We start from the raw sequence: 14129 nt of genomic DNA, 5'->3' as shown, positions 1-14129 counted from the left end.
GCTGTACGCGCGGGTGCTGGCCACCTGGCGGGCCTTCGCCGCCGCGCCGGATGCCGACCTCGAGGAGGCCGGCTTCGCCCGCGCGGTCCCGGTGATCGAGCTGCTCGACGAGGAGGTCGACCTCACCCCCGCGCGCCGGCAACCCGCCCTCGGGGGCGAGGCGACCGGAGAGCATCTGGTACGCACCAGAGAGCGGCTCGCCGCCATCGTCGGCGACCTGCCGGCGCTGATGCCGCAGGTCACGCCCGAGCCCGACGGGGCAACTGCGCCGCTCACCCAGACGATCGCCGAGCTGGCCCGCACCGGCGCGCTGCTACTGATCGGCCCGGTCCGGCCAACCATTCGCTCAACTGCCGAGGTTGAGGGCCTTGTCGATCTGCCGGTCCTGTCTGCGCGGGATGTGGTGGAGGGAACTGGGCCATCACCGCGAGGCGATCGGCCGCTTGGTCAGGCGATTCAGCTGGAGCCAGGGGACGTCGTGGTGCCGATGACCGCGCGGCGGCTCACCGCTCGTGTGATCACCAACGAACGCGCGCTGCTCGGGCCAAACATGTACCTGCTGCGCCCCAACCCGGCCGCGCTCGACCCGTGGTTTCTCGCCGGCCAGTTGCGCACCTCGGCTAACGAGAAGCAGGCGTCGAGCCTGTCGGGCACGCTGCGCTTCGATATCCGGCGGGCGCAGGTGCGGCGGCTTCCGCTCGAGGAGCAGCGGGCGCACGGAGAGGCGTTCCGGCGGCTGGACGCCTTCGAGTCGGCAATCCGGCAAGCGGCGTCGTTGGGTGCAGAGCTGGTGCAGCTCACCGCTGATGGCCTCGCCCGCGGCTCAATCCGCCCGGAGCAGCGTTCAGGTCGGAAGCGACCGGCGAAGTAAGGACCGAGGGCAAGAGCCCTGCTGACGATCCGACCATTTGCTTTGGCCGAGCGGGGGACTACAACGATGCAACCGACCGGCGATACTCCTTGTCGAGTAACAACGAAAGGAACCAGGTGAATACCGCACCCCACGCCCTCGCCGGCTGCGCTCGGCATGTGGTTGACCTGGTGCCCGGTGATGACCGGCGGGACGAGTACGGCAAGATCACCCTGCTGATCACCGGGTTGCGCGCCTCAACGCAGCCCATGGAGGTCGCGGTCCCTGCGATGCGCAACGAGCTGAGGATGCTGAAGTGTCTGTGAACCTGGACTGGGTGGCGAACCGGTTCCGCCTGCTGGGCGCCATTGGCCGGGGCAATATGGGCGAGGTTCACCGCGCCGAGGATCTGCAGGCGGCCGAAGACTCCAGGGACCGCGTCGTCGCAGTGAAGCGCATTCTTCGTAGCCGCTTTGGGGCGATTATCGACACGACTGCCGATGAGAAGGCTGTACAGCGGTTCGATCGCGAGATGCGAATCATGCGCAAGCTCAGCCACCCCAACCTCCCCCGGTCCATCGCCGGCGGGTTGGACGAGAGTGGCTCGCCCTACATCGCCATGGAGTATCTCGACGGGGAAACCCTGCGCGACCTCGTGGCAGAGCATGCGCAGCTGCCCATCGCCTGGGTTGCCGCGCTGGGAGCGCAGATTGCGGACGGGCTGTTCGCAGCGCACACCGCGGGCGTCATCCACCGGGATCTCAAGCCCTCGAACGTGATGCTGCTGCGCGGGGGAGTGGTCAAGGTCCTCGACTTCGGCATGGGACGGATCGTCGACGACATCGAGGGCGGCAAGCTGACGAGCACCGGTGCCACCGTTGGCACCGCCCGCTACATGGCGCCCGAGCAGTTCCGGGCCGCGACGGTCACGCAGGCAGCAGACCTCTATGCCCTGGGCTGCGTGCTGTTCGAGCTTCTCACTGGCGTCCCGCCCTTCCTCAGCGAGTCGGCACATGAGGTCGGGCAGAAACATTTGACTGAACTGGCGCCTCCCGTGCGGTTGCTGCGCTCGGATGTCCCGGACGACGTGGCGCGACTCGTCGACCGCCTGCTTGCCAAGGACCCGGCAGACAGACCTGCGGATGCCGTCGCAGTCCGCGACGCTCTGCTGCCGTTTGTAACGGGCGAGGAGAAGGTTCCGGGCTGGGAGGAGTTCAACCCGGTACGGCACTTCAAGGCCCCGCCCACGCTCGGCGGCGTGTCGAAAGCGGCGCTCGATGACGCCGTAACCCCGGAGCCCCGGTCGGCCGGAGCCGGCATGGATGTCTTCGGCGTGCATCAGCAGCTCATCAAGGACTATCGGTCGTTCACCGAGGGCGGCACGATCATTCGTGACGACCGGATCGCCGCCTTCGTCGAAGACGATCTGGATGCCAAGTCCCAGTGGCCGGACCCGTGGTTGTCGCTGAACCCGTTCTTCGCCTCCGGCGGCAGCGTGCTGGAACTCGCGAGCGAAGGCGTATTGCACCCTGAGTGCGCCCGAATCTTCCAGGCCGGAAAGACCGAGGGTGGTGCCGCCTGCGATGGCCGCTCGCTCACGCTTCACCGCCACCAGCGCGAGGCGATCGATACCGCGAAGTCCGGTGCCTCCTACGTCCTCACCACCGGCACCGGGTCGGGCAAATCGCTGTCGTACATCGTCCCGATCGTCGACAAGGTGCTGAAAGAGCGCGAGCAGGAGGGCCCGAAGGCAGCCAAGCGGGTCCGCGCCATCATCGTCTATCCGATGAACGCGCTGGCCAACAGCCAGCTCAAGGAGCTCGACAAGTACCTCCGTGATGGCTACGGCCCTGGTCGGGAGCCGGTCACCTACGCCCGCTACACGGGTCAGGAGGGCGACGAGCGGCGCAAGGAGATCCGCGACAACCCGCCGGACATCCTGCTCACCAACTACGTGATGCTGGAGCTGATGCTCACCCGTCCGGACGACCGGCGCTCTCTCATCAAGATGGCGAAGGGCCTGGAGTTCCTGGTCTTCGACGAGCTGCACACCTACCGCGGCCGGCAGGGAGCCGATGTCGCCCTGCTCATCCGCCGCGTGCGGGAGGCGTGCAAGGCGGACCAGCTGCAGTGCATCGGCACCTCCGCCACCATCTCCAGCGAGGGCACCGCCGAGGACCAGCGAAAGGTCGTCGCCCGGGTCGCCACGACGCTCTTCGGCACAGGGGTGAGCCCGGAGAACATCATCGGTGAGACGCTCGTCCGCGCGACCGCCGAGGTACCCGACACCGTGCCGGTTGAAAGGCTTCGGGTGCCGGGCGCCCCCCGCGCCTACGCCGACCTGGTGAAGGACCCGCTCGCCCGCTGGATCGAGACCCGCTTCGGTCTTGCCACCGACCCGACCGGCCGCCTCGTGCGGCAGAAGCCCGCCAAGATCGAGGAAGCAGCCGTCGAGCTTGCAGCGGACAGCGGATTGACCGTGGCTGAGTGCGCGCAGGCGATCCGTAGCACGCTGAAGGCCGGTTCGGAGGCCAGGCACCCGGTCACCGAGCGTCCGCTGTTCGCGTTCCGGCTGCACCAGTTCCTCTCCAAGGGCGACACGGTCTACGTGACGCTCGAAGATGAGCTGACCCGTCACCTGACGCGCGAGTACCAGCTCGTCCTGCCGGGTTCTGACGGCAAGATCCTGCTGCCGCTGGCCTTCTGCCGGGAGTGCGGCCAGGAGTACCTGACGGTGTGGCGCACCGAGAAGAACGGCAGCGCCGTCTACGAGCCACGGCGGGACACCTTCGCCACCGGTGGTCGCGCCGGCGATGGCTACCTGTATATCGACTCTGATCGGCCCTGGCCGGCGGACGTTGCGGAGGCCATCGAGGCGCGCCGTCTGCCTGAGTCCTGGCTCGAGGTTGACGACAGCGGGCAGGAGGTCGTCCGCAGCAACTATCGCGATCGGTTGCCTAGGGCTATCGCGGTCGACCCCTACGGATATGAGGGGCGAGGTGAGCTCAAGGCAGCTTTCATACCCTCGCCGTTCCTCTTCTGCGCGCACTGTGGGGTCAGCTACGAGCAGACCAGGGGCAAGGACTTCGCCAAGCTGGCGACGCTCGACCAGGAAGGTCGGTCCTCGGCTACCTCGCTGGTTTCCGCGTCCATCGTCCGCTCCCTGATGCAGGCGCCTCCCGAGGCGCTCAGCAAGAAGGCCCGCAAGCTCCTCACGTTTGTCGACAACCGGCAGGACGCTTCCCTTCAGGCGGGTCACTTCAACGACTTCGTGCAGATCACGCAGCTGCGCGGCGCGCTGTACCAGGCGGCTCTTGAGGCCGGCGACGAGGGCATCAACCACGAAGAGCTGGCCTCCCGGGTCACCACCGCGTTGGGTCTCACACTGGCCGACTATGCCCGTGAGGCAGACCTGCCTCCGTCCATGGCGAGCGCCGCGGCCAAGACCCTCCGCGATGTCGTCGCGTTCCGGCTCTACCTGGACCTCGAACGCGGCTGGCGTATCACCATGCCCAACCTGGAGCAGACCGGTCTGCTGGAGATCGACTACCAGGACCTGACCTGGCTCGCCGAGAAGCAGGATCGCTGGTCCAAGACTCACGAGAAGTTGCGCGACGCCGAGCCGGGGCAGCGCGCCGAGATCATGCGGGCGCTGCTGAACGAGATGCGCCGCGCTCTGGCCATCGACGTCCAGTACTTCCGGGACGACTTCGACATGCTCCAGCGTGCGAGCGAGGAGCGTCTCATTGATCCCTGGGTGCTCGCCGCGGGCGACCGCCCGAAGGTCGGTACCGCCTATCCCCAGCCATCGAAGCCCGGCCTGGATCGTTCCGGCCTGTTCCTGTCCGGGCGGGGGAAGGTCGGCAAGTACCTGCGCCGAGTGCACTTCGCGGATCTGTCATTCAGTGACGCTCAAGACATCATCGTTGACCTGCTCAAGGTGCTCAGGGGGGCCGGCCTGGTCACGGAGGTCTCGGCGGCGCCGCAGAGCGCCGGCCGGTTCCGGCGTTCCGCCGGCCCAACGGTCGTTGGCTACCGGGTTTCCGCCGCCTCGTTGATCTGGCGAGCCGGATCAGGCGAGACCGGCAGCCACGATCCCTTGACGCGCACCTATGCCAGCGGCGACGGTCCTCGCGTCAACACCTTCTTCCGGGACCTCTACCGGAGCGCGGCCGGAACTCTCGCCGGCCTCGCCGCCCGTGAGCACACCGCTCAGGTCGATCCGGCCGAGCGGGAGAAGCGGGAAGAAGCCTTCCGCAAGGCGGAGTTGAGGCTGCTCTACTGCTCGCCCACGATGGAGCTGGGCGTGGACATCTCCGAGCTCAACGCCGTCATGATGCGCAACGTGCCGCCCACCCCGGCCAACTACGCGCAGCGCAGCGGCCGGGCCGGCCGGTCGGGACAGCCGGCTCTTGTGACCACCTACTGCGCGACCGGCAACAGCCACGACCAGTACTACTTCCGGCGCTCTGAACGGATGGTGGCCGGAGCGGTTGCCCCACCACGGCTGGACCTGGCAAACGAGGACCTGGTCCGTTCGCATGTGGACGCCATCTGGCTGGCCGAGGCTGGGCTCAAGCTGGGCCGGGCCATACCTGAGACCATTGACATCAGCTACGTCGAGGAGACTCGACGGCCGGACCCTGCCCTTGGTCTGCATGACCACATCGTTGCGGCGCTGCGCGATGCCAGCGCACAGGAGAGAGCTGCGGCGGCCGCTCGCAAGGTCTTCGCGGGGCTCCTGCCAGACTTCGAGAACTCGACCTGGTGGGACGATCAATGGATCGAGGACACGGTCCGCACCACGCCCGAGAGATTTGACCGGGCCTTTGATCGGTGGCGGGACCTGTTCAGGGCGGCGCTGGTCGACCAGGCTGAGCAGAACCGCCGAGTCTTGGATCACACCCTCTCCGAGCGCGACCGCCGGATCGCCGTGGGCCGCCGCAAGGAGGCCGAAACCCAGCTCAACCTGCTCAAGAACGAGAGCGTGGAGAGCAAGTCGGTCCTGTCCGACTTCAACCCGTACCGCTACCTTGCCAGCGAGGGCTTCTTGCCCGGGTACTCCTTCCCGCGCCTGCCGCTGGCCGCCTACGTCCCGACGACGGGGCGCAGGTTCGGCGACGGCGATTACCTCCAGCGCCCCCGCTTCCTCGCGATCCGTGAGTTCGGTCCTGGTGCCCTGATCTATCACGAGGGGGCCCGCTACCAGGTCACCCGCATCCAGCTGCCGCCTGATGCGGCCGGGGACGTCGTGACCGGTGAAGCGCGCAGGTGCACCTGCTGCGGCTATCACCACGACATCAAGGAGAACGCTGACCTCTGCCAGATGTGCGGCGAGTCGCTGGGTGAGAAGACCACCGGATTGCTCCATCTGCACACCGTCTACACCAAGCGGCGCGAGCGCATCTCCTCAGACGAGGAGGAGCGTCGCAGGGCGGGCTTCCGCCTCGTGACCTCCTACCGCTTCCAAGACCATGGCGCACGTCCGGGCCGCCAGGATGCCATCGTTTCTGATGCCGATGGCAAACTCGCCACCTTGTCCTACGGCGACTCGGCCACGGTCCGTATCACCAATGTCGGACGGGTGCGCTCGAAGGAGAACGAGGCGGACGGCTTCTGGCTCGACCCGGCCGACGGCCGCTGGATGAATGAGCGCGACGCCGGCGAGGCGTCCGGCGATTCCAGCGAGATGCCGGTCGTCGACGCCGACGGCAACGAGAAGCGCCGCAAGAAGAAGGTCATTCCGTACGTCGAGGACCGGCGCAACATCCTCGTCCTCAAGCTCGACGAACCGCTGGACGAACCGGTCGCGCTGTCGCTCATGTACGCGCTGGAACGCGGCATCGAGGCCGCGTTCGAGCTGGAGGACTCGGAGCTGACCACCGAACTCCTCCCGCCGGATCAGGGGCCGCGCGAGCGGATTCTCTTCACCGAGGCGGCCGAGGGCGGGGCCGGCGTGCTGCGCCTGATGCAGTCGGACCGGGCCGCCCTCGCCCGGGCTGCCGCCGAGGCCCTCGCGATCTGCCACTTCGCGCCTGACGGCACCGACCTCGGCGGCCCGGCAAAGGACCGACCGTGCGCGATGGGCTGCTACGAGTGCCTGCTCACCTACGGCAACCAGCTCAACCACCGGTTCATCGACCGGCACACTGTGCGGGACCTGCTGTTGCGCTTCGCCGCCGCCGAGGCGAGGACCACCGGGCAGGGCGAGTCCCGCACCGAGCAGCTCCAGCGGCTGACCGCCCAGTCGGACACCGCGCTGGAGGCGAAGCTCATCACCTGGCTCAAGGAACGGGGGCTGCGACTGCCCGACGAGGCGCAGACCCTCGTCACCGAGGCCCTGGCCCAGCCCGACTACGTCTACCGGCTGCCCGGCGCCACCGTCGCGGTCTTCGTCGACGGCCCCGTCCACGACCACGAGACGGTCGCCCAGCGCGACCGCGACGCCGAGGAGCGACTGCGCGACGCGGGCTGGGACGTGGTCCGCTTCCCGCACAACGCCGACTGGTCCGCCATCGTCGACGAGAACCGCTACTGCTTCGGCACCAGCGCCGGCGCATGACCTCCGCTCGGCCCTCCACAACAGAAGACACCACGACGCGCAAGGACCCCCACATGACCACCCCCTTCAGCGCCGGATCGCTGGTCTCCGCCCGGGGCCGCGACTGGGTCGTACTGCCCGAGAGCGCCTCCGACATGCTCGTGCTGCGGCCGCTCGGCGGCGCGGACGACGACATCTCGGCCGTCTTCCCCGCCTTCGAGATCGTCACGAGCGCCCAGTTCGCGCCCCCGTCGCCCGCCGACCTCGGCGACGCCCAGGCGGCGGGCCTGCTCCGCTCGGCGCTGCGGATCGGCTTCCGGTCCGGCGCCGGGCCGTTCCGGTCCCTCGCCGGGATCGCCGTGGAGCCGCGCGCCTACCAGCTCGTGCCGTTGATGATGGCGCTGCGGCAGAAGACCACCCGCATCCTGATCTCCGACGACGTCGGCATCGGCAAGACCGTCGAAGCCGGGCTGATCGCCAGTGAGCTGCTCGCGCAGGGCAGCGCCCGCGGCCTCGCTGTGCTCTGCTCCCCGGCCCTCGCGGAGCAGTGGCAGGACGAGCTGCGCAGCAAGTTCGGCATCGACGCCGAGCTGGTCCTCGCCTCCACCGTCTCCCGTCTGGAACGCGGGCTGGACCTGGGCCAGTCGCTGTTCGACCGGCACCCGCACGTCATCGTTTCCACCGACTACATCAAGTCGACCCGGCACCGCGACGATTTCGTCCGGCACTGCCCGGACCTGGTGATCGTCGACGAGGCGCACACCTGCGTCTCCGCCGACGACAACGCCACCACCCAGAACCAGCTCCGCTACGAGCTGCTCCAGCGCGTCGCCGCGGACGCCGACCGGCACCTGCTGCTGGTAACCGCCACCCCGCACAGCGGCAAGGAGAGCGCCTTCCGCAACCTGCTCGGTCTGCTCAAGCCGGAACTGGCCAACGTCGACCTCGGCTCGGACGCTGGCCGCCGGATGCTCGCCCCGCACTTCGTGCACCGCAAGCGCGCCGACGTCCGCCAGTACCTGACCCGGGAGGACGGGCTCGCCGACGACTCGCTCGCCGAGCAGACGTCGTTCCCGACCGACCGGCACTTCAAGGACGAGACCTACAAGCTGACCCCCGCCTACCGGGCGCTGCTCGACGACGCCATCGCGTACGCCAGCGACCGGGTGACCGCCGCCGACCAGCGCGGCCGGCGGGAGGCCCGGATCGCCTGGTGGTCCGCGATCGCCCTGCTGCGCTCCCTGGTGTCCTCGCCGCGCGCCGCCGCGCAGACCCTGCGCACCCGGTCGGCGACCGCGGCGGCCGTCACCGCAGAGGAGGCCGACCGACTCGGCGCCCCGCTGACCAGCGACTTCTCCGACTCCGACGCCCTGGAAGGGCTCGACGTCGCCCCCGGCGCCGAGGCCGCGGAGGTCGACAACGCCGGGGCGCGGCTGGCCGAGCTGGCCGACCGGGCCGCCGAGCTGGAGGGCCCGACCGAGGACCGCAAGCTCGCCGCCCTGGTCACCCACCTCAAGGCGCTGCTGAAGGAGGGTTACCACCCGATCGTCTTCTGCCGCTACATCCCCACGGCGGAGTACGTCGCCGAACACCTCGACGGCAAGCTCGGCAAGAAGACGATCGTCCGCGCGGTCACCGGCACGCTCTCCCCGCAGCAGCGCATCGAGCGCATCGAGAAGCTCGCCGATGACGCTGGCGACGACCCCGCCGCCCGGCGGGTGCTGGTCGCCACCGACTGCCTCTCCGAGGGCGTCAACCTGCAACACCACTTCGACGCCGTCGTCCACTACGACCTCGCCTGGAACCCCACCCGGCACGACCAGCGCGAGGGCCGCGTCGACCGGTACGGCCAGAAGCGCGACGTGGTCCGGGTCATCACCCTCTGGGGCAGCGACAACGGCATCGACGGCAAGGTCCTCGACGTCCTCATCAAGAAGCACCGGCAGATCCGCAAGGATCTCGGCATTTCCGTCTCCGTGCCGGACGCCGACTCCGCCGGCGTGACCGACGCGATCGTGCAGTGGGTGCTGCTGCGCGGCCAGCAGGTCCGCCGGGGCGACCAAGGCAGCCTCTTCGACATCGACGAGTTCACCGGCCTCGACAAGAAGGCCGCCGCCCTCGCCGCCGACTGGCAGTCCGCCGCGGAACGGGAGAAGACCTCCCGCTCTCGGTTCGCCCAGCACGCCATCCGACCCGAGGAGGTCGCCCGCGAGGTCGCCGCCGTCCGCGACACCCTCGGCCGGGCCGGCGAGATCCGCGGCTTCGTACGCCGGTCGCTGCACGCCCTGGATGGCGTCCTGCGCGACCGCCCCGACGGATCCGGCGACTTCACCGCCGAACTCGGCGGCACACCCGCCGGCTTGCGCGACGCCCTCGCCTCGGTCCTCGGCGGCGACGTCGTCGAGCGGGGCCGCCCGCTGCCCTTCCGCACCACGGCGGCCGTCGATCGGGGCGAAGCCGCCCTGGTCCGCACCGACCCGGCGGTGGCGGCGCTCGCCGGCTACGTCCTCAACGCCGCCTTAGACGACAAGGCGTCGGGCCCGCGACCGGCCCGCCGCTGCGGGGTGATCCGGACCCGGGCCGTGACCAGCCGCACCACCCTGCTGGTCGTCCGCTACCGCTTCCATCTCACCCTGCCGTCGCGGACCGGCACCCGACAGCTCGTCGCCGAGGACGCCCGACTGCTCGCCTTCGAGGGCGCGCCGACGAACGCCCGCTGGCTGTCCCACTCCGACGCCCTGGCGCTGCTCGACGCGACCGCCGACGCGAACACCGACCCCGGGTTCGGCGAGCGCACCATGCGCCGCGTCCTCGACGACCTGCCCGCGACCACCGACCGCCTCGACGCGTACGGCGAGGAACTGGCCGCCGAGCTGCTGGCTTCGCACAGGCGGGTCCGCAGCGCCTCCGGCGAGATCGTCCGTGGCCTGACCGTCACCGCGCAGAAGCCCGCCGACATCCTCGGCGCCTACGTCTACCTGCCCGCCCCCACCGCCGGAGCCACCGCCTGATGTCCGCCACCGCTCGTAACCAGGTCTTCTCCGCCGTCCACACCATCGGCGGCTTGCTCCCCGCCGACATGCTGGTCCGCATCTCCGAAGGCAAGGACGTCACCGGTTCCAAGCCCGCCGACTACCAGGTGGTGGGCGCCCGCTCGGTGCGCGACGACGCCGAACGGCACTGGGACTACCTAAAGTCGGTCTGGAAGGAGCTGCGCAACAAGCTTCCGGTCGCCCCGGAGGCGGAAGCCCCCGCCGACCCCACCGGCCTCGCTGTCACACAGTGGCTCGAACCCCTCTTCGCGGAGCTCGGCTTCGGCCGGCCCACCCCGATCGGGGCGACGGGCATCGTGTCGGACGACGGCGGCAAGACCTTTCCGATCAGCCACCGCTGGCAGCACGTGCCGATCCACCTGGCGGCGTGGAACGCCGCATTGGACAAGCGCCCGGTCGGCGGAGGCGTGCCGCCTCAGTCGCTGGTGCAGGAGTGCCTTAACCGCTCCGAAGCCCACCTGTGGGGGGTGCTCACCAACGGACGCCAGCTCCGGCTGCTGCGCGACTCCAGCGCGTTGGCCACCGCCGCGTATGTCGAGTTCGACCTGGAGGCGATCTTCGACGGCGAGCTGTTCAGCGAGTTCGTCCTGCTGTACCGGCTGCTGCACGTCTCCCGCTTCGAGGTGGCCGAGGGTGCCGCCCCGTCGACCTGCTGGCTGGAAAAGTGGCGCACCGACGCGATCGAGACGGGCGTTCGCGCGCTGGATCACCACCGCGAGGCGGTCAAGAACGCCATCACCACCCTTGGCACCGGCTTCCTCAAGCACCCCGCCAACGGCGACCTGCGACGAAACCTTGACGTGGACGCCTTCCACGCCGCCCTGCTGCGCCTCGTCTACCGGCTGATCTTCCTCTTCGTCACCGAGGACCGGCACGCACTCCACCCGTCGGGCACGACTCAGGAAAGCCGCGAGCGCTACGCGAAGTACTTCTCCTCCGCCCGGCTCCGCCGCCAGGCACTTCGGCGTCGAGGCACCGCGCACGCGGATCTCTACCAGGCCCTGCGGATCGTCCTCGACGCCCTTGGTCACGAGGAAGGCCGTCCGGAGCTGGGCCTACCTGGCCTCGGCGGTCTTTTCGACGACACCGATGCCGACGCCTCGCTTGGCGGTCTGTCGCTGGCTAATGCGGACCTGCTAGAGGCCGTGCGTTACTTGTGCCGGGTCCGAGATGGCGGATCTGGTCGCTGGCGACCGGTGGATTACCGCAACATGGGTGCGGAGGAACTCGGCTCCATCTACGAGTCCCTGCTTGAGCTGGTCCCGAAGCACAGCGCTACCGACAGCACGTTCGAGCTGGTCGACCGCCTCGGCAACAACCGCAAGAAGACCGGCTCGTACTACACGCCGAGTTCCCTGATCGAGACCCTGCTCGACTCCACCCTTGCCCCGGTTATCGACGACGCACAGAAACGCGGCGAGCTGAAGGCGTCGGCCGCCGGTGAGCCCGACCCGACCGAGAGCATCGTCAGCGAGCTGCTGTCGCTCACCGTCTGCGACCCGGCCTGCGGCTCCGGCCACTTCCTCGTCGCCGCCGCCCGCCGGATCGCCAAGCGCGTCGCCGCCGTGCGGGAGCGCAACCCGGAGCCGACCGTCGACGCCGTCCGGCACGCCCTGCATGAGGTAATAGCTCGTTGCGTTTACGGCGTCGATCTCAATCCGATGGCCGTGGAGCTTGCCAAGGTGTCGCTGTGGCTGGAGGCGCTGGAGCCGGGCAAGCCGCTCGGCTTCCTCGACGCGCACATTAAGCTCGGCAATGGGCTGATTGGAGCGACGCCCGCCCTGCTACGCGACGGCATCCCGAACAAGGCATTCAAGCCGATCGAGGGCGACGATCCGGCCTACGCGAAGTCCTTGGAGAAGCAGAACGACGAGGAGCGTGCAGGGCAGGCAGGGCTGTTCGAGCGGGTTCTAGAGGTGAAGGTGACCAACATCGCCTTTGCGTCCGGCCTGCGCCTCATCGCCGACGCCCCCGCCGACACCCTCGGCGATGTCCACCGTCAGGCTGCCGCCTACCGAGACTGGGAAACGTCCGCCGGGTACGTCCATGCCAAGCACGTGGCGAACGCCTGGTGCGCGGCGTTCATGTGGCACAAGACCGCGGACGCACCGCCCGCGATTACCCACAACGTCTTCCGCGCCCTCCAGGACTTAAAGGCCGCGGCCGCCTCGCAGGCGACCAATAACGAGATCGTGCGGCTCAGCGAGCAGTACCGGTTCTTCCACTGGCACCTGGAGTTTCCCGAGATCTTCACCGTTCCGGAGGACGGCTCTGCCGCGGGCGTGGACCAGGCAACCGGCTGGGCGGGCGGCTTCTCCTGCGCGATCGGCAACCCCCCATGGGACAAGGTCGACTTCGAGGACAAGAAGTACTTCAGCGTCGTCGAGCCGTCGATCGCCGCGATCTCCGGTACTGCCCGGCGCATCCGTATCCTCGAGTGGGCCGAGGAGAACCCGGAGGCGGGCGAGCGTTACCGGGCTGAGCGCCGCAAAGTGAAGTCGACCTTCCTCTTCGCGGGCAGTTCCGGAGCGTACCCGCTGTGCGGCAAGGGCCTCACGGTCAAGGGTGTCACGATGCTTCAGACCGATCAGCTCTTCGCCGAGCGCTTCGCGTCCATCGCCTCGCCCAAAGGCCGCTTCGGCTGCATCATTCCGACGGCCATTGCGACGAGTGCGGGGGCACAGCATCTCTTCAGCGACCTCACCCGACGTGGCGCCATCGCCTCCCTGTACGACTTCGAGAACCGCAAGCCGCTGTTCGTCGGGGTGGACTCCCGCCAGAAGTTCTGCCTGCTTTCCCTAACCGGCCGGGAGCTGCGCGAACCGGCGGCGAAGTTCGCGTTCTTCCTTCTGGATACAACCGATCTTGACGATGCCGAGCGTGCCTTCGCGCTCAGCCCGGAAGAGATCGCCTTAATCAGCCCCAACACGGGAAATCTCCCGATCTTCCGATCCCGTCGCGACGCCGACCTCACGGCTTCGGTCTACCGCCGGATTCCGGTGCTGCGTAACGAGTCCGATCGCAGCAATCCCTGGCAAATCGATTTTGTACCGACTCTGTTTCACATGACTGACGACTCCGACCTCTTCCGCGGATGGGAGCAACTGGAGAATGAGGGCTGGGAGCTTCACGGCAACGTGTTCGTTCGTGATGGGAAGAGGATGTTGCCGCTGTACGAGGCGAAGATGGTCGACTTCTTCAACCACCGCGCCGCCGACGTCGTAAAGAGCGAGACAGCAGTCAATCGTCAGAACCAGCCGCGCTACTTGACGTCCGAGGAACTCCAGGAGGCGGAGCGGCTGGCCCTCCCACTGAATTGGATCGCCGAAAGCGGACTGATCCCGACACGTAGAAATGGCAAGGACATCGCCGTGCCCGGTGTCTCCCGACGTCTAGGCGATCTTCACTGGGACCGGGATTGGCTCTGCGGCTGGTGCGACGTCACCTCGTCGACCAACGAGCGCACCGCCATTCCCGCCTTCCTGCCGCGTACGGCTGTCGGGCACACATACCCCCTGATGCTGCCGCGCGTCTCACCCGTCCTCACCGCTGCCCTCGTTGCTGCCCAGAGCTCCGTGGTCTTCGACTTCGTGAGTCGTCAGAAGGTGGGCGGCGTTCACATGGCTCTTATGACATGGAAGCAACTCCCCGTCCCTACCCCCCAGACACTGGAGCCCCATACCCC

Annotated in this window: 5 protein-coding genes; all 5 read left to right on the top strand. The window is 68.5% G+C overall.

What is annotated here, in order from left to right:
* Positions 1 to 871, top strand: an 871-nt coding sequence (locus DKL51_RS12270) for a restriction endonuclease subunit S domain-containing protein (RefSeq protein WP_148097772.1), incomplete at its 5' end; no start/stop codon positions are given.
* A 116-nt stretch (positions 872 to 987) separates the two neighbouring features.
* Complete coding sequence (locus DKL51_RS12265; protein ID WP_124812056.1) at positions 988 to 1176, top strand: hypothetical protein; 189 nt, start codon at positions 988 to 990, stop codon at positions 1174 to 1176.
* Positions 1167 to 7412, top strand: a complete 6246-nt coding sequence (locus tag DKL51_RS12260) for a protein kinase domain-containing protein (RefSeq protein WP_221623163.1) — start codon at positions 1167 to 1169, stop codon at positions 7410 to 7412. The genes DKL51_RS12265 and DKL51_RS12260 overlap by 10 nt, the downstream gene beginning before the upstream one ends.
* A 53-nt stretch (positions 7413 to 7465) precedes the next feature.
* Positions 7466 to 10402 carry a DEAD/DEAH box helicase gene (locus DKL51_RS12255; protein ID WP_124812055.1) on the top strand — a complete coding sequence of 979 codons (2937 nt, stop codon included), beginning with the start codon at positions 7466 to 7468 and terminating at the stop codon, positions 10400 to 10402.
* On the top strand, positions 10402 to 14129 hold a 3728-nt coding region (locus tag DKL51_RS12250; RefSeq protein WP_124812054.1), incomplete at its 3' end, for an Eco57I restriction-modification methylase domain-containing protein. The genes DKL51_RS12255 and DKL51_RS12250, both read left to right, overlap by 1 nt.

Source organism: Micromonospora globispora (genome assembly GCF_003857015.1).
GTDB classification, from domain to species: domain Bacteria; phylum Actinomycetota; class Actinomycetes; order Mycobacteriales; family Micromonosporaceae; genus Micromonospora; species Micromonospora globispora.
The sequence above is the reverse complement of the archived record's forward strand: the minus strand, read 5'-3'. Positions and strand labels throughout refer to the sequence as shown.